Below are 19,989 nucleotides of genomic sequence, written 5' to 3' on the forward strand. Positions count from 1 at the left end.
CATGAGTCACTTGTTAGACAGACTGAACTTTTTTCAGAATAAAGAACTGGAAAAGTTTTCAAACAATCACGGTCACGTCACCCGCGAAAACCGCGACTGGGAAGACACCTATCGTAATCGCTGGCGCCATGACAAAATCGTTCGTTCGACACACGGTGTGAACTGTACTGGTTCATGCAGTTGGAAAATCTATGTCAAATCCGGGATCGTCACCTGGGAAACTCAGCAAACCGATTACCCACGCACCCGTGCCGGATTGCCAAACCATGAACCGCGTGGTTGCGCCCGCGGTGCGAGCTATAGCTGGTATCTTTATTCCGCAAACCGGGTGAAAAACCCATTGATCCGCGGCAAGTTGTTGAAGCTGTGGCGCCGGATGCGTTCAACAATGAACCCGATCCAGGCGTGGACAGCCATTCAAAATGACCCTGTCCTGCGTGCAAGCTATGTTGCAAGCCGCGGCAAAGGCGGGTTTGTGCGTGCCAACTGGGACGAAGCCACCGAACTGGTCGCAGCAGCAAACGCCTTTACAGCAAAAACCTACGGCCCTGATCGGGTGTTTGGTTTCTCGCCAATTCCGGCAATGTCGATGATCAGTTATGCGGCAGGTTCACGGTATCTTAGCCTTCTGGGTGGCGTATGCATGTCATTCTATGACTGGTATTGCGATTTACCACCAGCATCACCAATGACCTGGGGGGAACAAACCGACGTTCCGGAGTCCGCAGACTGGTACAATGCCGGGTATCTGATCTTGTGGGGATCAAACGTTCCGCAAACCCGTACGCCGGATGCGCATTTTTATACCGAAGCTCGCTATCGCGGGACCAAATCGGCGGTTATTTGCCCGGATTATTCCGAAGCGGCAAAATTCGGCGATGTCTGGCTGAATGTCAAACAGGGTACGGATGCGGCATTGGCCATGGCGTTTGGCCACGTGATCCTGCGTGAATTCCATCTCGACCGTCAGACAGACTATTTCGAAGAGTATTGTCGGAAATATTCGGATTTCCCGATGTTGGTGAAACTCGATGAAAAGAACGGTTCTCTTCTTCCGGGACGGTTCCTGCGTGCTGCAGACCTAAGCGACAAACTCGGTGAAGAAAACAATCCGGAATGGAAAACCATCGCGATCGACGAAAAGTCAGGCAGCATGGTCGCACCAAATGGCTCCATTGGGTATCGCTGGGGCGAAGCTGGTGAATGGAACCTTGAAGAACGCGCTGCTGGTGCAGACACCAATCTGAAAATGTCGCTGGTCCTTGAAGAGGATCATGATGAGGTTGCCGGGGTCGATTTTCCTTATTTCGGCGGTGATGCCTCGGAACATTTTGCGACGGACGCGCAACATCCAGATGTTCTAACCCGTAACATTCCGGTTAAACGCATCCAGACTGCCGATGGCGAGATCAGGGTAGCGACTGTATTTGATCTATTTTGCGCCAACTACGGTCTTGATCGTGGACTGGGTGGTGACTGGGTCACCAGTGACTACGCCGACGGTATGCCCGGCACCCCTGCATGGGCTGAAAAGATTACCGGAGTTCCCGCTGACAAGATTATTCATGTCGCCCGTGAATTTGCCGGAAATGCCGAAAAGACCAAAGGCAAATCGATGGTCATCATCGGTGCGGCGATGAACCACTGGTACCACATGGATATGAACTATCGTGGTGTTATCAACATGCTGGTGATGTGCGGCTGTGTCGGACAATCGGGTGGAGGTTGGGCTCACTATGTTGGACAGGAAAAACTCCGTCCGCAAACAGGCTGGCAACCACTGGCGTTTGCCCTTGATTGGGGACGCCCACCCCGACACATGAATTCCACCAGTGCCTGGTACGCTCATACTGATCAGTGGCGCTATGAGACCCTTACGGCCGATGAGATACTGTCTCCGACCGCACCGGATGGGGACTGGGACGTTTCAATGATCGACTACAACATCCGTGCTGAACGGATGGGGTGGCTGCCATCGGCCCCGCAACTAAAGACCAATCCGTTCGAGGTTGCAAAGGCTGCGAAGGCCGCAGGCAAGGAAATTCCGGCCTATGTTGCCGAGAAATTGAAATCCGGCGATCTGGAAATGTCCTGTGAAGATCCGGATAATCCACAAAACTGGCCGCGTAACCTATTTGTCTGGCGCTCCAACCTGCTTGGATCCTCGGGCAAGGGGCACGAATACTTCCTAAAACACCTGCTTGGCACCGATCACGGTGTTATGGGCAAGGATCTTGGCGAAGAAGGTCGGCAACTGCCCAAGGAAGCCAAATGGCACGAAGAAGGTCCGCGCGGAAAGCTTGATCTTTTGGTCTGCATTGATTTCCGTATGAGCACCACGGCGGTCTATTCCGATGTCGTTCTGCCAACCGCGAGTTGGTATGAAAAGAACGACCTCAATACATCGGACATGCATCCGTTCATCCATCCGCTTCAGGCGGCTGTTAACCCGGCCTATGAAAGCAAGTCGGATTGGGAAATTTTCAAGGCGATTGCCAAGAAATTTCAGGAAATCGTACCGGGTTATCTGGGCAAGGAAACAGATATCGTTTCCTTGCCGATCCTGCACGACACGCCAGGTGAAGTTGCTCAGGATCAGGTTAAGGACTGGAAGAAAGGTGAATGTGACCTTATTCCTGGAAAAACCGCGCCAAATTATATCCCGGTAGAACGCGATTACACCGCAATCTATGACCGCTTTACGGCACTTGGTCCGTTGCTCGACAAGTTGGGTAATGGCGGCAAGGGCATCAATTGGAAAACCGAGGTAGAGGTTCAGCATCTTCGAGACCTGAACGGTGTATGGCAGGAAGGTTCTGCCAAGGGGTGTGCGAAGATCGATACTGATATCGATGCCACGGAAGTGGTTCTGATGCTGGCGCCGGAAACCAACGGTGAGGTTGCGGTGAAGGCATGGGATGCGCTTGGCAAGATTACTGGACGAGATCACACCCATCTTGCCTTACCCAAGGAAGATGAGAAAATTCGCTTCCGCGACATTGCTGCACAACCACGCAAGATCATCTCTTCACCGACTTGGTCGGGACTTGAGTCCGAGCATGTCTGCTATAACGCGGGCTATACCAACGTTCACGAGCTGATCCCCTGGCGAACTCTGACAGGTCGCCAGCAGCTTTATCAGGACCACCTGTGGATGCGGGCCTTTGGCGAAGGGTTTGTTTCTTATCGTCCGCCGGTCGATCTCAAAACCGTGACCGAGGAAATCAACGACGAGGCCCGCGAAGGTGTGCCGCATGTGGTGCTGAATTTTATCACCCCCCACCAGAAATGGGGCATCCATTCGACCTATACTGACAACCTGTTGATGCTGACACTCAACCGTGGTGGTCCGGTTATCTGGATCAGCGAAAACGACGCAAAACGCGCCGGGATCGTCGATAATGACTGGGTGGAACTTTACAACATCAACGGTGCCTTGACTGCCCGCGCGGTTGTGTCGCAGCGCATAAAGGATGGTTCGACCTTTATGTACCATGCTCAGGAGAAAATCGTGAATACCCCCGGTTCCGAAAAAACCGGTAACCGTGGTGGTATCCATAATTCTGTCACCCGCACGACACTTAAACCCACGCACATGATTGGTGGATATGCCCAGCAGTCTTACGGTTTCAACTATTACGGAACCGTTGGGGCCAACCGCGATGAGTTCGTCATTGTCCGCAAAATGCAGAAAGTCGACTGGCTCGACGAAGAAGCAAACGACAAGGAGATCGGGAAATGAGAGTCCGCGCACAAATCGGCATGGTGCTGAACCTCGACAAATGCATAGGATGTCATACCTGCTCGGTAACCTGCAAGAACGTTTGGACCAGCCGTGATGGTGTCGAATACGCCTGGTTTAACAACGTCGAAACCAAACCGGGTACTGGCTATCCGACCGACTGGGAAAACCAGAACCGCTGGAATGGTGGTTGGGAACGCACGAAGTCGGGCAAACTTCAGCCCAAACAGGGGTCAAAATGGCGCATCCTGGCAAACATTTTTGCCAACCCGGATTTGCCGGAAATCGATGACTATTACGAGCCATTTGATTTCGATTACGATCACCTGAAATCCGCGCCGGAAATGAAGGCCTTTCCGACCGCCCGCCCGCGTTCACGCATTTCCGGCGAACGGATGGAAAAAATCGAGAAAGGTCCGAACTGGGAAGAAATCCTGGGCGGGGAGTTCTCGAAGCGTTCGGAAGACTACAATTTTGAAGGCATCCAGAAGGAAATCTACGGCGAATACGAAAATACATTTATGATGTATTTGCCGCGCCTGTGTGAACACTGTCTGAACCCAGCATGTGCTGCCAGTTGCCCGTCAGGTGCGATCTACAAGCGTGAAGAAGACGGCATTGTCCTGATTGATCAGGAAAAATGCCGTGGTTGGCGCATGTGCGTTTCGGGCTGCCCTTACAAGAAGGTCTATTACAACTGGTCTACGGGCAAGTCGGAAAAATGCACGATGTGCTATCCGCGTATTGAATCAGGCAACCCGACCGTTTGTTCGGAAACCTGCGTTGGGCGCATCCGCTATATCGGTGTGATGCTGTACGATGCAGACAAGATCGAAGCAGCTGCCAACGCCGAAGAAACCACCGATCTTTATGATGCGCAGCTTGGTGTGTTCCTTGATCCGAAAGATCCGGAAGTCATCGCCGCTGCACGCGCCGATGGTGTTCCTGAAGACTGGATCAAGGCCGCACAGGAAAGTCCGATCTGGAAAATGGCCATGGAGTGGAAAGTTGCCTTCCCGCTGCATCCGGAATACCGCACCCTTCCGATGGTATGGTACATCCCGCCGCTTTCCCCGATTCAGAATGCAGCAGAAGCAGGTGCGATCGGTATGGACGGGGCAATGCCTGACGTCCGCAACCTTCGTATTCCGTTGAAGTATCTCGCCAACATGCTGACGGCTGGTGACGAAGAACCGATTGCCAATGCGCTGGAGCGGATGCTGGCAATGCGTGCCTATATGCGTTCGAAAACTGTAGAAGGGGTCATTGATGAGGCGGTCGCCAAGCGTGTCGGCCTTGATGGCGCAACTATCGAGGACATGTACAAAATCATGGCTCTTGCCGATTACGAAGACCGGTTCGTCATTCCGACCACCCACCGAGAACAGGTTGAGGAAGCCTATGACCTCCGGGGGGGCGAAGGGTTTACGAATTGTAATGGTTGCTCTTCGGGTATCAGTCAGGGGTCCCTGTTTGGTGGCAGCAAGAAACCTCTGAAAATGCCGCAGGAGGTAAGCTGATGGACCGCACACTCAAATCTCTCTCGCTTCTGCTGAGCTATCCGACAGAAGAACTGCAAGATGCCATGCCCGAAATCGGCGGTGTTCTGGCATCCGACACTCGTCTGACGGCGGCAGCGCGTCGCGGTCTGCGACCGCTGGTCGAAGCTTTGTCAAACGATGACATTTACGATCTGCAGGAACGTTTCGTCATGTTGTTTGATCGTTCGCGCAGCCTGTCACTTAATCTGTTCGAGCATGTTCACGGTGAAAGCCGGGACCGTGGTGGTGCAATGGTCAGTCTGCTTGAAACATATCGGGCGGGTGGTTTTGAACCGGCTACAACGGAACTGCCGGACCATCTTCCTGTGTTGCTGGAGTTTCTGGCGACCCAGCCACTTAAAGAGGCACAGGACACACTTGCTGATGCCGCTCACATCTTTGAGGCTATTCGCGCTCGTCTGGAACGTCGCGAAAGCCCCTATCAGGCGGCATTCGAAGCCTTGCAACAACTGGCGAATGTCGCGGCAGATGCGAATGCGGTTGCCGAACTCCTCGAACAGCCGGAAGACGATCCCAATGATCTCGAAGCACTTGATGAGGTATGGGAAGAAAGCGAGGTCACGTTTGGACCGGACCCGAATGCCGGTTGCCCGCAGGTGCGGGACATTCTGTCGCGTATTGATCAACCCGCTGGACCGGTGCCGCCGGAAGCAGCAGAGTAAAGGAGGCTCACATGCATAACTTCCTTTTCGGGATCTATCCCTATATCGCGCTATCGGTCCTGATTATTGGCTCGATCACCCGATATGAACGGGATCCGTTCACCTGGAAAACATCATCAAGCCAGCTTCTGCGTCGCAAGCAACTGATGGTGGGATCGATTCTGTTCCATGTTGGTGTTCTGGTGATCTTCTTTGGTCATCTGGTTGGGCTACTGACACCGATCTGGATTTTTGATGCCTTGGGGATCAGTCACGGGGCCAAGCAGACGCTGGCCGTTGTTGCTGGCGGTATCGCCGGTGTCATGGCGCTTATTGGCGGTCTGATGCTGTTTCATCGCCGGATGACTGATCCGCGTATCCGCAAAACGTCAAGCTTTGCCGATATCGGCATTCTTGCGCTGTTGCTGGCACAGCTTGTTCTTGGGATCGGCACCATCTTTGTGTCGCTCGAGCATCTCGACGGGCATGAAATGACTAAATTCATGTCTTGGGCACAGGGAATTTTCACTTTTCAGTCTGATGCAGCCAGCCACATTGCCGATGTGGCATGGATCTTCAAACTGCATCTTGTTCTGGGATTGACGATATTCCTCCTGTTCCCGTTCACGCGCCTTGTGCACATGCTCTCGGTTCCTCTGCGATACTTCATGCGTCCGGGCTATCAAATTGTCCGGTCACGTCGCACGAGACCTTTGTCAGATCGATAATGGACGGTCGGCGCATTGATGCGCCGACTACCCTCTGTACACAAAGGACAAAGCACTATGAATACACAAATGTTTCCCGATCTCGTCATTAATGGCGAAACGGTTCCGCAAACAGCAGTGGCAGCGGAATTGCAGAACCATACTGCGTCAAAGGACAATTTTGCCGATGCATTGTGTAACGCGGCAAATGCATTGGTGATCCGTACCCTGTTGCTTCAGGAAGCACGCAGAAAAGGCATTGAATCCGTCTCGCAGGAAGTCTCGCCAAACCGGTTCGAAACCGATGATGAGGCAAAGATCCGTGCCCTGCTGGAAGCAGAAATCGAGATCACCCGCCCCAGCGAAGAAGATATTCGCACAGAGTGGCAGAAGGACCCCGAACGGTTTCGCACCATGCCCCTGTGGGAAGTTTCCCATATTCTTTGCAAATGCGATCCGAATGACGCCGTGGAGAGAGAACTGGCCCTTAGACGGGCAAACGATATCCTCAGTGACCTTTGTAAAGACGGCAATACATTCGAAAAGATCGCACGCACGCAAAGCGACTGTGGGTCTCGGTCTGCGGGCGGGTCGCTTGGTCAGTTGCGCCCCGGCGATACGGTGCCAGAATTTGAAACCGCTCTTCGCCAGCTTTCTGAGGGTGAAGTTGCGCCAGAGCCTGTGTTGAGCAGATATGGCTATCACGTCCTCCGGCTAGATGCATTGGCTGAGGGGCAGCCACTGCCGTTCGAGGCCGTGAAACCAAAAATCTCCGAAGCGATGGAAAAAGCCCAGTGGGCGCGTAAAGCAAAGCTGTTTGTCGATGGACTCATTGCATCAGCCTCAATTAGCGGGGCCGATCTTGGGCGCAGGACCAGCAACGCGAAGCGGAACTAAGGGCACTTTTGACTGCGCAGTACCTCCAACCGGTTTGAGGTTCCCATGCTTGAAAACCTACTGGAACGCAACAAGGTCTGGTCGCGTTCTCGCCAAAAAGAAGAACCTGGATACTTCTCCAGATTGGCAAGTCATCAGGCACCTGAGTTTTTCTGGATAGGCTGTTCGGATAGTCGGGTTCCTGCGAACGTAGTCGCCGGACTTGATCCCGGGGAAGTCTTTGTTCACCGCAATGTTGCTAATGTGGTGCATTCATCGGATTTGAATCTGCTGTCCGCTCTTGAGTTTGCGGTCGAGAGCCTGAAGGTCCGTGAGATTATTGTCTGTGGTCACTACGGCTGTGGTGGGGTGAAAGCCGCAACCGAAGACTTTCCCCATGGTCTTGCCGATCACTGGCTTGAACCCATCCGACGCCAAACCCGTTTCCATGCCCGAGAACTAGCGCAGCACGGTGATATCGAGATGCGGCGCGACAGGTTGGCAGAGTTCAATGTTATCGAAGGTGTTGGTCGGGTCGCAGAAACTCCGATTATGCGTCGCGCTTGGCGCGCCGGCGCAGACATCAAGATTCACGGTCTGATCTATAGCCTGAAAGACGGTCTTTTACGTGATCTCGATTGCACGATCCGAGCATCTGACGTTCAGACATCTGATGAAGTCACGTTCTGACGGAGAACGAAGCAGTACTATCAGCGGAATATAAAGGAACACTAAGATGAAAATCGCTTACACAATGGCTCCTGGCAGGGGAGATACCGATTTGCTTCTTTCGCGCGTGACGCAGCGTATTACAGAAATGGGGTGGCGCGTTTGTGGAACCGTGCAAATCAATTCCGAGCGCGAGACTGATGGGCCATGCGATATGGATGTTAAGGTGCTGCCGGATGGTCCGGTCATTCGCATTTCCCAGACATTGGGTGAACATTCCCGCGGTTGCAGACTGGATACCAATGCGCTTGAAGATGCTGTTGGTCACGTGACCCAAGAAATTCATAAAGGTGCGGATGTTCTGGTCATTAACAAATTTGGTAAACACGAGGCTGAAGGACATGGCTTTCGTGATGTCATCGCTTATGCGCTAGTGAATAACATCCCGGTTCTGGTGGGGCTTAACCAGTTAAACCTTGACGCCTTTAAGGAGTTTGCCGGTGGGCTTGAGATTGTTTTGAAACCAGAAGAGAATGTGTTGTTCGAATGGTTGGAAGACAACTGTTCTTGCAGCGCTTTGGTATAGCGATAGTCGATTTATAGATCTCCAAACCAATGTGCCAAATGCGTTCGGGAAGCTGCGGTTTTCTCTGTCTACTCTGCTCGTTGACCAAGTGTCTGACGGAACTCTGCGCCGGGAACACCGTGCAAGAAACCATCGGCGAAGGTCATCGGGAAGTGCATCTCGTTTAGGTGATGTCTGAGTTCTTCCGGACTGGTTTCGTGTGCCAGTACCTGACGATAGAGGTCTGAAACCTTGGTCATATTCAGGCTGTGTGGGGACAGGCGGAATGCAGAAACACCAGTATCCTGCATCTGTGCGATATTGTCGGAGAGTTCTGTATAGTGGCTGGACAGGGTCTGTAACCCGTTCACCGCCAGAAATGGCGTTTCATCCAGGGTTTCAACATCCATACCGTCCTGATGTTCACCGCAAACGTAACGGCATCCGTCCTTGTGTAGGCCGTGTGCCCTTGCTGAATAGCAGCGGGCCGAAATGGCCAACGGGATGCGACCAAACACTTGAACCTCTATCTCGACCGCCTTGCGCAGGGTACATAATTTGGCAATCGAAGACATCGGCAATTCCCAAGGAAGGGCAATCCGTTTTGCACCTTTATCGGCAAAATAGGAAAACGTCCCTTCATTGTAGGTATTGATATAAGGGCCAATCATGTGCGTTTGGCCTGCAAGCAAGCGCACAACGGAAATATCATTGGCCTCGATCAGGATGCCGGGCATGTGTGCGATGTCACGTAGCTGGTTAACTTCGCGCTCATTCATCACCAGTGCCAGGGTTGAAAGAACCACTTCCTTTCCGGCGCGCTGAAGTCGTTCGATAACGTCAGGCAGGTGCTTGTCAAAGAATGGCATCCGCTTTGCACAGACGACCTCGCCGACATGGACGGTATCGACGTCGCTTTCATCTGCGATACGGTTGTAAAAGTCTATTTTACGGCTCTCATCCCAATGAAAAAGAATAGGGCCCATCACCAATCGCGATCTTGTCATTGCCAATTTCTCCGGTATGCGCCTGTCGTATCGTTTTGACCTTCACTTAGAGCGCTGAGGTTTGATCGCGCTTCGAACTGTCCCTTGGCGATCCTGTCAAGTGATGCACGAAATGTGCTGACGACCTTCGATATGTATGCCTTTCCGCGTTGCCGTCCTTCGATTTTCAGGGCCGAGACGCCTGCACCAGCCAATTCCGGTAACATCGCGGTGACATCAAGGCTGGTGGGTTCTTCAAACAGGTAGCCTGATTTGTTCATCGCGCGAAACCGGCCCTTGCACAGGGTCGGGTATCCGACCTTCTCGTCAATGTCATAGATGTTGATTGTGTAATCGCCCAACCGGGAGACAGTTGTGTCCCCGCGTTCTTCATAATGAACGTGTGCCGCCGGCGAGCAAACGCCGTTCATGTTCGGGCTTTCGCCCGTCGCATATGAAGACAATGAGCAACGACCTTCGGCCATGACACACATGCCGCCAAATGCGAAGACCTCTGTTTCAACTTGAACACGTTGGTTAAGCATACGTATTTCATCAAGTGAAAGAACACGAGGCAGGACAACGCGACGCACACCGAATTCCTGATGATAAAACCGAATTGCTTCTTCGTTCGATGCAGATGCCTGCACAGACAAATGCAAACGTGCTTCGGGGTGACGATCACGCGCATATCGCAGCAATCCGATATCTGCAAGAATGATGGCATCAACACCGATTGCCACAGCATCATCAACCGCCTTGTGCCAGATATCCTCCGCGCCGGCTTGTGGATAGGTATTGCAGGCAAGATAGACATGGACACCATATTTGTGCGCATGTCGGACCGCATCACGTAATTCCGAGCGCGAAAAATTCAAGCCCGGGAAGTTTCGCGCATTGGTCGCATCCCGAAAGCCGCAATATACAACATCAGCGCCCGCATCGATGGCGGCATAAAGACTGGCAGGCGTTCCTGCAGGACAAACGAGTTCCATATCGAACCTGTGATTATGTGTGGATCAGGAAACAGCGGGCATTGCGAAGTCATCCTTGGCCGCGCTGGAGGGTGCGCGGGACGTATGGCGGCTTCGTTTTTGTATTGTTTTTGCAATTCCGGACAGTGTCGTAGCCTGTTCAGCCGAGCGTTTTTCGAGGCCGAGCAAACGTTTTGTAACCGGTGACGTCAACGCATCTGCGGAACGGTTCATATCGTGTTGAAGTTGCTGATAAATCTTTTCGGTTATTCCAAGGGCAACTTTGACCACAGGCCCCATCACGCCAAAGCTTTCTGCGAGTGCCAAACGTAGATCTACTGCCTCTCCGTCCAGGGCATTGCGTAAGGCAACAACAAGTTCTGTGCGCCCCTCGATCTGCAATGTGCGTGAAAAGAACAGTGCGTCCCCGTCCGAGGTTCCCTGAAGAAGGGCAAGCAATGCCGGTAGTGGCCCGGATATCCGGGCTTCAACAGGTTCTTCTGCCATGTGGGTTGCGGGACGCAGTTCAGGATGATCTGCATCTACTTTCAGATAGAATTGCAAATCCAGATCGGTTGGAGAAACCAACAGGGCGAATGGTCCGTGCTCAGCAACCCGTTCAAAAATTGGCCTGTAGCGACGATGCATTGTTACCATAGCATGACGGCATATCCGCTCGACAATAAGGGTCGGCGTATTGCGCACCAACGGGCTTGCCAGCAAAAATGGCGTGAATGAAGGGTAGATTCCTGCCACTTGATTCTCCGACGTTTTGATATGTCGAAGTATCTCAGGGGTAGGCGTGCTCGTGTTTGATGTTTGTCAAGTCACCGCAAGATTTGAATTACGCTAAATTGGAGTAACCTGACATGTTGTTGCATTGACGCAATAAGCAACAAAGACAGGGAACACGTTTTTTTACAATAAACCAACTTGACCATCGTCAATCTGCCAAATCATGGGTGGTCTTAAACTCCTTTCGGTTCGCTGGATGCGGATTTTTGGAAGGAAACCTTTATGCAAAATGCGTTGAACGAGGCGAAAAAAGGCGTTGTGCCTACCGCACTTCTTGACCAGCCGCTGGGGAGCTTGATTGCTTGTTTCCCGGGCGCAACTCTGGTTTTCCGCCAGCATCGTGTCGGGTTCTGTTGCCACGCTGACCAAACACTTTCAGATGTTGCAAAAAGAAAGCAGCTAGATCCGCATGTGATTGCTGCGGAGCTCTGCCAACTTCCCAAAGGGCCGTTGAACTTGCCCGATGTGTCCGACGTCGCCGGATTCATCAACTTCATTCTTTCGCGCTATCATGATGTTCACCGCGATGAACTGGTGGAATTGATCGCCCTCGCGCGTGAGATTGAAATTGTACATGGTGATCATCCAGATGCGCCGGTGGGGCTCGCGGATGCATTTATAGAAATGGCCGATCAACTTGATATGCATATGATGAAGGAAGAAAATGTTCTGTTCCCAGCCATGCGTGAAATGAGCATGAACATGCCGATCTCAAATGCGTTGGCCATGCCCATTCATTGTATGCGCGAAGAGCATGACGATCACAGTCAAGCGATTCACCGACTGCAGAAATTGACAAACAATTGTACTGTCCCCGACGGAGCCTGTAGTTCTTGGCATAGGTTGTACAGTAGCACCAGTAAGCTGATCGAAGATCTGGTTGCGCATATGTATTTGGAAAATTCGGTTCTGTTTCCCAGATTTGAATAACCCCGATCAAGATTTGATTGAAGAAGTTATTTTCCCTGCCAATTAGCAGATCCAATTTGTGGATGAACCCCGTCTTTTAAATGGGACGGGGTTTTACTTTTTGGCGTGGACGTTTTTGCAAGTCTTGCTGGAAAGATGCTGGTTTTTCTGTCCCGGGTTGCATCTGGGCCACAAAAACGCGTTGTTTTGTGTGCCTGACGGATCAGATTGATATGGAACAATCCCAGCCACCCGGTTGAATGTTAGATTTGTTCCAATGCTTAACAACAAGTCCATTTGCAATCGAGAGTTTACGATGAGAGATATTGATCGAATCTCGGGTGTTCTCCAGTCTGTGCGCTACTTTAAAAACTGGCAGCAAGATGAAATCCGTGAGCTGGCATCGTTATGTACGTGGGTTCGGTTTGAGCCGGATACTGTAATGATTCGTGCCCAAGATCCGGCTTCGGCCCTGTTTCTGATTGTGAATGGACATGTTGAACTGTCCTATACAGATGAGGACGGCAAGGTTGGCGTTATTGATTTGCTGGGGGACGGGCAGCTTGTGGGGGAGTGTGCGCTGGCGCCGCAGGCCTGTTACGCTGTTTCGGTCAAAACGCTTGACGCGACGACGGCCATTCGAATTGACGGAGCCGCCTTTTCTACTTTTCTCTCGGCGCATTTTGATCGTGCATTGACGATGATGTCGGTCGTCGCAGAAAGGCTGTGTCAGATGTTGCGTCAGACCGAAGAGCTTAAGTGCCGATCTGCGGCTCAACGCTTGGGCATCTACTTGCTTGCCGATGCGGTTCCTGTGGGTGATGCCCATGAAACGCCTCTTACCATCGAAAAGTCCGCGTTGGCCCGCAAGATTGGCATGACCAGCGAGACATTCTCGAGGGCACTGAAAAAACTTTCCGAGCACGGTGTCTCCCAGCATTCCAATGGGTGCATTATTCGAATATCCGATACCGAGATGTTGGCTGAGTGGTGCGGTTTATCGAACAATGAAAACAGGGAGGAACAGTCGGATGGTTTCAAGACCGCTGTCTAATGCCGATCATGAAGTGATATCTCAGGTTCCCCTATTGGCAGCTCTTGGCGAAGAACGGTTAAAAGAGCTGATGAGGACATGCAGGGTCGATCGCCATTCCCGGGGCGATCATCTTTTCCGTGCCGGTGACGTTGCGGAATATTTCTACATTTTGTTGTCTGGTCATTTGCGGCTTGTGAAAACGTCGTCACAAGGTGATCAAACAGTGATGCATTTCCTGACCCAGGCCGGGTCCTTTGCCGAAGCTGTTTCATTTGCTGGTCGCACCTACCCGGTAGAATGTCAGGTCGCTGAGGATTGCGAAATCATTGCAGTTCCGCGTAAGGCCTATTTGGGGATTCTGAAAAGTGCACCTGATGTCGTCGGGGATGTTCTGGCAAGCTTGTTGCGCTGGGAACGGTTCTTTCTGGAGGAAATCTACAAGTTGCGCCACACGCGTCCGATCCAGCGGATTGCCGCCTTTCTTGTTGATTTTGAAGACCGCAATGGCGCACTGATTGATGGTACAAGTGGCAAGAGTTTTCCCGAAAAACGTCAGATTGCCAGCCGGATTGGTATTACTCCGGAAACGTTTTCGCGATCTTTGCGCAAACTCGAAGCAGCAGGCGCTATTTCTGCGGGGCCAAAACTGCAAATCCTAGATCGAGCCGCACTTATGGAACTGGCACGTTAGGTCAGAACTGACCCGAGGAGAGATGCATCTGGATTAGGTGACCACCTTTGCGTAGCTACCATGTTTCAAGGGGATGCTGAAACCGCCAAACAATGAAGATCAGCGCGCCAACGAAACACAAGAAAGCGATTTCCCACAGAACGGCTGAGACCATGAGCATTTCTGACATCGCTCCGTCATGCATTGCGCCCATACGGGTAAAGGAAGATGCCAAAAGACATATTGTGGAGATACGCATTGCAACCGGAAGAGAAAGGTTGAAACGTAGGCGCTGTAATACCGTTCGGCACATTACCGATGTTGAAAGAATGGCAAACCCGCCAATCAGTACTTCATGAAAGCCAATCAGGCCGGAGTATTCCTGGGTAATTAAAAATACTGCGTTGAGAATCAGGCCAATTGCCAACATCGCATACCCAAGGTGAAGCGATGTAAGATTAAGGGCGTCCGCAACGATCCAGATGCGCCACTTCCATAGCCGAAAGAAAATCACAGACCCGGCCAGGATGCTTGAGAGGGCGGATAGAACTGAAGATAATCCGCTCAGATCACAAATCGCTGCTGCCATCAGCAAGGTAAGACCATAGCTTTCTAGCCGACCTTGCGCCATGTAAGGCTGATACATTCCCCGTTTTTGCAGTGCGCCTGATGTCGCTGCGGCAATAATGCGCCCGCCCATCAAAAACAGCAAAACAATCAGAAGCCATATGATTGCGCGCAGTGCTGTTTCCTGAAGCGCGGGCAAATGAACAATCTCGCCAATTTGAAACGCAATTTCTGCAAGCATAAGCAAAAGTATGATTATTCCCGGAATTGCTGATTTCAGACGCTTTGCCGCCTAGAAAAATGCGAGGCCGCCATAAAAGAACAGCATTGCGAACACGGCAATGTTGGTTGCAAAGCCAAGGTAGGTACCGGTTTGACCCGGAATAAAGATCGTGCCGCGTGCGACAATCCATAGCAGAATAAAAAGTCTGATGATTTCATTCCGCGGCCGCGTCAGCAAATATCCCCCCAGAACGACCTGACTGTATCCGACCAGCATCTCATGCCCGTGCCAGAACGGCCGTTGGGGGAGCGGTATTAACGCAAGGATTTGTTGGTCATGAGGAACCGACGAAAGAACTTGAAGTGGCACGGCCAACAGTGATACGCAGCCGGCGAGTAGAAACAAAGCAACAAATTCTGTTCGGATGGGGCGCATGTCACACCTTCGCACTTACAGAGGACGCATAATCCTGTCAGTAATCGCTATAAAAACGTATCGGGTTCGCTTGCCAAAGTCAGACCATTTTTGCGCCTTGGAACTGTTCAAGCAGTTTTTCAGCTTTGGTCTTGTTCATCAGGCATATGGCGGTGCTTAACCCGTCTGCAACTGCAGCCTTTGGTGCGGTAACACTAACGGTCTCACGGCGTGCGGGTGCAGGGCGTCCTGTGCGCGGGTCCAGAATGTGTCCGACAAGGCCCGCCTGATCAAAGAATGTGCCGTTTGGCGATGATGTGGCCAAAGCATCGTCACGCAAAAAGACCTTTTCTTTTCGGATACCTAAACCGGTATCAATCGAAATATGCCAGTCCTGGCCATCGGGATGACCGCCGATTGCTGCGAATTCCCCGGTATTGATCAGGACGTTGTTCAATCCGTTATGTCGAAGCATCATGGCTATGCGGTCAGCAACGTAGCCTTGGGCTATCCCATTAAGGGTCATTGCCATGTTCGGTTTTTTATAGCTTACCCTGCTCTGGTTGATGACAACTTTGTCCCAGCCTGTCCGTGAGAGTGTTTCGCGGATCAATGCATCCTTGGGGGGCCGCCCTTGTGAATAATTTTGCGCATATAGGTCCCAAAGCGATTGAACCGTTGGATCAAAAAGTCCTCCACTTGCCCGATTTATGGTGCCGCACACTCCCAGACATTCCAGAAATTCGAAAGGTGGCGCGTCAATCACACCATTTCGGTTCAACTGTGCGAGAGTGGAATCTTTCCGATAGAGACTAAAGATATTTTCCAGTCGTTCCAGTTCACGGGTTGCACGTGAAAGTACTTCGTCCGCATTGGGGTGCGACAGGCTGATCGAGGCGGCTGAGCCCATTGCAATGCCTTTCCATGTGCGGACCGGATGCTGAGCTTGTGATGCAAAGGGTACAGTTGAAAATGTACCTGCCGCAGCAAAGATCGTCAGAAAGCGGCGGCGTGAAAATTCGGGCATGGTGGACCTCAATCTTTGCGAAGTTTTTCCAGACGCGCACGATAATCGTCACTATCTGGGGCCGCAGCGGTTTCGCGCGTTTTGGCAGATGGCGCAATAGGGGCGCTGTTTAAAACCAGTGCGTCAGAAATGTCATCAAGGCGCATTACCTGACCGCCATGGCGGGTGGCAAATTTCTTGGCATCGTCCTGATCGGAGAAGGGGACAAGTTCCGATGCCCCCATGCCCCCGGTCTTGTCGGAGGCGACGACATAATATGCGGTGGCTGCCGGTATCCAGTTTTCATAACCGACATCATCCCAGCTAATGGCCGTAGACATGTCGCTGACGTAGATTGCGCTGATATTATAGTTTTGTTCGGGCAGGCGTTCATAGGCGATGCCGTCGCGAACCTGACTGAAAAACAGGGGATATGGCAAACCTTCCAGATGAATTTGTGCCTTGGGACCAGGGTGCTCCAGTATGTTCATTTGGCAGAAATGCCCGACAGCTTCCTCGGTCATGGCGACCGGTGACGGCATGTTCTTCTCTACCTGTTTCTGACAACCAGCAAGGACCATCAGACAGCCCGCAGCGAATAGGATTGATAACGGGTTCAAACCAGCTTTCATGGCGTCACCCTCCTGAAAGTCAGCCAGGCAATTGTCGAGGCAACAACCGGCCAAACCAGAATGGATATCAGGGCATGTACGGCCGGAATGCTGTTGGCAGCGCCTGTCAAACCGGCTGCCGCGGCGGTGGCATCCGATACCGCAAGGTTATAAATACGAAAGGCATCAGCCGGATTACCCAGCAACAGCCAGGGGAAATATTGCGTTGTAAAGTTTCCGCCATCATCCGCAACAATGGCCGCCAGCAAACCAAGGTCATACAGAACGATCAGAACAAGCCATAGCCCAATCACCAATCCCGCTGCTGCACCGGGCCTTCGTGCCATAGCCGATATGCCATAACCAATCCCAAGGAAAGTCGCCCCGAGAAGCAGAGACGACCAGAACAAACGGATCAGTGCCGGAAAGCCCACCGATGCATTCGGGTCGGTTACAATGGCAGCGATGGCGGCAACACCGTAACCGGCGGCAACGGCAATGGCCAATATCGTAAGATGAGCGACAAATTTGCCAAGAACCAGTTCACCACGGGCCACGGGATAGGTCAGAACAAGCGACAAGGTGCCCCGTTCGACCTCGCCCGCGATGGCATCAAAAGACATCAAAAGCGCGACCAATGGGACAAGATACACCGCAAGCGACGTCAGACTGGCGACTGTAACCGACAACCTATCAGCACCAAGGACGCCGGTCGGGGCGCTACCCGCCGCAGATAACACAAGCGAGAACAGCACCATCATAACAACCGAAATCGTGACCCACCGGTTTCGAAGGGCAATGATGAATTCGGTTCGTGCCGACGCCAAAATCCGATTCATACGTTCCCCCTTTTACTGAAATGGCTGTAAATGTCTTCCAGACTTGGCTGAATGACATCAACATCATCAACCAATGGCCCAAGAGCTGAAATATCACCAAGACGCGCGAGTTTTTCTTCGGAATTACAAACCAGATCGACCATCACGCCGTTGCTGCGTTCCCCTGAAAGTTTCCGGGCGACCTCGTCGGCCTTGCCGTCTTGTGTGGAAACCTGAAGCCGGATGGGCAGTGAAGCCCGTCGACGCAGATTTGCCAAAGTATCGTTTGCCACCATTACGCCGGATGACAAAATGACAATCCGATCGGTTCTGGCTTCAACTTCTGTAAGAGCATGAGAAGACAGAAGAATTGCTGTTCCCTTTGCAGCAAGTTCATCAAGAATGATATAGAATTCCCGTCGGGAAACCGGATCGAGCCCGCTGGTGGGTTCATCAAGGATCAGGAGCTTCGGCTTGCCAATCAATGCCTGCGCCAATCCGACACGTTGGCGCATCCCTTTGGAATATGTTCCAATCCGACGGTTTGCCGCCGGGCCCAGCCCGACCCGATCAAGAAGCACTGCTGCCTGTTTGGCATCCTCCCCCCGCAGTCGAAGATAGTAGCCAAGCTGTTCACTCCCGGTCAGTGAAGGATGGAAGGATGCATTCTCTGGCAGATAGGCTGTTTGGGTGCGTGCCGCATGACTGCCGGGTTCGGCACCAAGCACCGAGATATTTCCCGCATCCGCCGGAATGAGACCAAGGATGATTTTCATTAATGTTGACTTGCCTGCACCGTTGTGGCCCAGCAATGCAACACGTTCACCTGCAGCAACATTAAAGCTGACCGCATCAAGAACAGTATGATCATCATAGTGTTTAGTGACTTGCGAGAGGGTCAGACACATTTTCAGTCCTTTCACGCAGCCAGACAGGATTGGCGCGAGCAGCCTTTTCAAGAGGGATGATTTTTTCAGGAATCGGAATGTCGATTGGTTTCATCAACGGAAAGCTGTCGATAACCCCGCCCGGTAACGTGGCGGGAAAATGGGCCTGGCTCCAACGGATCAGTTGAACCGCAGGGGACCCTAAAAGCATTCCAGCCGCAGGTTGTGACCATAAAATATGATCCACAAGATCATTTGGCCGGAAACGGCTGTCGGCAATGCCATTGCCATCAAGATCGAATACCGGATGATCTGACCAGAAATTCCCGCGGCCATCGAAACTCCATTCCACATCACGGGTTCCGACATATTTGACCTGAGTCTGATTGGCGATGAAGGCATTGCCAACCATGGCATTTCTTTCGGAACCGGCGGTAAAATGAATGCCGATCCCGCATCCCTCAAAACGGTTGTCACCAATCAGATTGCGATGGGCGTTATAAATGAACAGGCATTTCCCGCCGGTTCCGCTTACCAGATTTCCGACCAGATCGGATTTGTTGGTATAGTTCAACATCAACCCCTGATCGCGATCGGCAAGTGACATGTTGTCGCGCACCGTGATGCGGTTTGAATACATCAACGCAAAACCAAGATGATTGCCGATGGATACATTTTCCGAGATTTCGGAATCATGTGCGTACATGTAATGCACGGCAAATCTCAGATCGCGGATCAGATTGCCGCGAAACACCCCGCGATTGGATGTATTGACGAAAATACCATCGCGGCCAAACCGGATATTGTTGTTTTCAACCAGTGTTCCCGGAGCGTTCCAGACATATATGCCATTGCCACGCGAATTTATGCGATGGTCAAGTCGGCCAATGATTGTATTGGCCCGAACAGTGACATTTCTGGCACCGTGAATATCGACCCCGTAAAGATTGCCGAGGATATGATTGTCCTCGATCAGAATACGGGCCGCCGTGCGATGCAGTTGAATGCCAGAATCGATTGTTTCATGTGACGAACCTGACCTGGCAATTTCAAGGCCGCGAATGGTGATATCCTTGCCGGTTACCGAAATAACACTTCCGGTTTTGTCTCCGTGAAGTTTTGCCTTGCCCTGACCATCAATCGTGATGGATTTGTCGAGGGTTACCGGTCCCTGATGGGGGCCGGGGTCAAGCAACAACACATCCCCCGGGCGTGCATCGACGATGGCCGATGTTAGCGCTCCTTCGGTTGACGGCACAGATCGAACCGCCGCAAAAACCTGTAGCGGCAGGACAATAAGCACCAAACACATCACGAAGGAGCGCAACATC

18 protein-coding genes and 1 pseudogene are annotated in these 19,989 nt (G+C 52.0%); 10 read left to right on the top strand and 9 right to left on the bottom strand.

The features are described from left to right. Nucleotide 1 precedes the first annotated feature (1 nt). The 7 genes from RIC05_RS09905 to RIC05_RS09935 are packed head-to-tail and all read left to right on the top strand — an operon-like array spanning nt 2 to nt 8,783. Entirely contained in the window at nt 2-3,742 is a 3,741-nt protein-coding gene (locus tag RIC05_RS09905) for a nitrate reductase subunit alpha (protein WP_350046934.1), read from the top strand. After that, the gene (gene narH, locus RIC05_RS09910) at nt 3,739-5,262 is read left to right on the top strand and encodes a nitrate reductase subunit beta (RefSeq protein ID WP_350043995.1); all 1,524 of its coding nucleotides are present in this window, start codon (nt 3,739-3,741) and stop codon (nt 5,260-5,262) included. The genes RIC05_RS09905 and narH overlap by 4 nt, the downstream gene beginning before the upstream one ends. After that, entirely contained in the window at nt 5,262-5,966 is a 705-nt protein-coding gene (gene narJ, locus RIC05_RS09915; RefSeq protein ID WP_350043996.1) for a nitrate reductase molybdenum cofactor assembly chaperone, read from the top strand. Before narH ends, narJ begins: the two co-directional genes overlap by 1 nt. An 11-nt stretch (nt 5,967-5,977) precedes the next feature. Next, nucleotides 5,978-6,673: a respiratory nitrate reductase subunit gamma gene (gene narI, locus RIC05_RS09920; RefSeq protein ID WP_350043997.1), complete on the top strand. Its 696-nt coding sequence runs from the start codon at nt 5,978-5,980 to the stop codon at nt 6,671-6,673. A 57-nt stretch (nt 6,674-6,730) separates the two neighbouring features. After that, nucleotides 6,731-7,549 carry a peptidylprolyl isomerase gene (locus tag RIC05_RS09925; RefSeq protein ID WP_350043998.1) on the top strand — a complete coding sequence of 273 codons (819 nt, stop codon included), beginning with the start codon at nt 6,731-6,733 and terminating at the stop codon, nt 7,547-7,549. Nucleotides 7,550-7,594: 45 nt separating this feature from the next. Then, nucleotides 7,595-8,218 carry a carbonic anhydrase gene (locus RIC05_RS09930; protein ID WP_350046935.1) on the top strand — a complete coding sequence of 208 codons (624 nt, stop codon included), beginning with the start codon at nt 7,595-7,597 and terminating at the stop codon, nt 8,216-8,218. A 46-nt stretch (nt 8,219-8,264) separates the two neighbouring features. Next, a complete protein-coding gene (locus RIC05_RS09935; protein WP_350043999.1) occupies nt 8,265-8,783 on the top strand; it encodes a DUF2478 domain-containing protein in 519 nt (172 codons plus the stop codon). Nucleotides 8,784-8,851: 68 nt separating this feature from the next. Here RIC05_RS09935 and ubiV read toward each other — a convergent pair whose 3' ends face one another. Genes ubiV through ubiT form a run of 3 tightly spaced genes read right to left on the bottom strand, consistent with a single transcriptional unit; the run spans nt 8,852 to nt 11,478 of the window. After that, nucleotides 8,852-9,769 (bottom strand): ubiquinone anaerobic biosynthesis protein UbiV, encoded by a 918-nt coding sequence (gene ubiV, locus RIC05_RS09940; protein WP_350044000.1) that lies wholly within the window; start codon nt 9,767-9,769, stop codon nt 8,852-8,854. After that, nucleotides 9,766-10,743 carry a ubiquinone anaerobic biosynthesis protein UbiU gene (ubiU, locus tag RIC05_RS09945; RefSeq protein ID WP_350046936.1) on the bottom strand — a complete coding sequence of 326 codons (978 nt, stop codon included), beginning with the start codon at nt 10,741-10,743 and terminating at the stop codon, nt 9,766-9,768. Before ubiU ends, ubiV begins: the two co-directional genes overlap by 4 nt. A 24-nt stretch (nt 10,744-10,767) precedes the next feature. After that, nucleotides 10,768-11,478 carry a ubiquinone anaerobic biosynthesis accessory factor UbiT gene (ubiT, locus tag RIC05_RS09950; RefSeq protein ID WP_350044002.1) on the bottom strand — a complete coding sequence of 237 codons (711 nt, stop codon included), beginning with the start codon at nt 11,476-11,478 and terminating at the stop codon, nt 10,768-10,770. Between the two features lie 261 nt (nt 11,479-11,739). On the opposite strand from ubiT, the gene RIC05_RS09955 reads away from it, so the two are divergent. The 3 genes from RIC05_RS09955 to RIC05_RS09965 all read left to right on the top strand — a co-directional run bounded on the left by RIC05_RS09955 (nt 11,740) and on the right by RIC05_RS09965 (nt 14,153). Further along, the gene (locus RIC05_RS09955; RefSeq protein WP_350044003.1) at nt 11,740-12,447 is read left to right on the top strand and encodes a DUF542 domain-containing protein; all 708 of its coding nucleotides are present in this window, start codon (nt 11,740-11,742) and stop codon (nt 12,445-12,447) included. Nucleotides 12,448-12,742: 295 nt separating this feature from the next. Next, nucleotides 12,743-13,480, top strand: coding sequence for a Crp/Fnr family transcriptional regulator (locus tag RIC05_RS09960; protein WP_350046937.1), 738 nt, complete (start codon nt 12,743-12,745; stop codon nt 13,478-13,480). After that, nucleotides 13,458-14,153 (top strand): Crp/Fnr family transcriptional regulator, encoded by a 696-nt coding sequence (locus tag RIC05_RS09965; protein ID WP_350044005.1) that lies wholly within the window; start codon nt 13,458-13,460, stop codon nt 14,151-14,153. Before RIC05_RS09960 ends, RIC05_RS09965 begins: the two co-directional genes overlap by 23 nt. Nucleotides 14,154-14,208: 55 nt before the next feature. Here RIC05_RS09965 and RIC05_RS09970 read toward each other — a convergent pair. From RIC05_RS09970 to RIC05_RS09995, 6 genes and pseudogenes are all read right to left on the bottom strand, one after another. Then, a pseudogene (locus RIC05_RS09970) lies at nt 14,209-15,357 on the bottom strand (NnrS family protein). A gap of 79 nt (nt 15,358-15,436) precedes the next feature. Beyond that, nucleotides 15,437-16,363, bottom strand: coding sequence for an FAD:protein FMN transferase (locus tag RIC05_RS09975; RefSeq protein WP_350046938.1), 927 nt, complete (start codon nt 16,361-16,363; stop codon nt 15,437-15,439). An 8-nt stretch (nt 16,364-16,371) separates the two neighbouring features. After that, nucleotides 16,372-16,974, bottom strand: coding sequence for a nitrous oxide reductase accessory protein NosL (locus RIC05_RS09980; protein WP_350046939.1), 603 nt, complete (start codon nt 16,972-16,974; stop codon nt 16,372-16,374). Beyond that, nucleotides 16,971-17,792, bottom strand: a complete 822-nt coding sequence (locus RIC05_RS09985) for an ABC transporter permease (protein ID WP_350044009.1) — start codon at nt 17,790-17,792, stop codon at nt 16,971-16,973. Before RIC05_RS09985 ends, RIC05_RS09980 begins: the two co-directional genes overlap by 4 nt. Further along, complete coding sequence (locus tag RIC05_RS09990; RefSeq protein WP_350046940.1) at nt 17,789-18,679, bottom strand: ABC transporter ATP-binding protein; 891 nt, start codon at nt 18,677-18,679, stop codon at nt 17,789-17,791. Before RIC05_RS09990 ends, RIC05_RS09985 begins: the two co-directional genes overlap by 4 nt. Continuing rightward, nucleotides 18,651-19,988, bottom strand: a complete 1,338-nt coding sequence (locus RIC05_RS09995; RefSeq protein ID WP_350046941.1) for a nitrous oxide reductase family maturation protein NosD — start codon at nt 19,986-19,988, stop codon at nt 18,651-18,653. Before RIC05_RS09995 ends, RIC05_RS09990 begins: the two co-directional genes overlap by 29 nt. Between the last annotated feature and the right edge of the window lies 1 nt (nt 19,989).

The sequence above is a fragment of the Thalassospira sp. genome, assembly GCF_040218635.1.
Taxonomy (GTDB): Bacteria; Pseudomonadota; Alphaproteobacteria; order Rhodospirillales; family Thalassospiraceae; genus Thalassospira.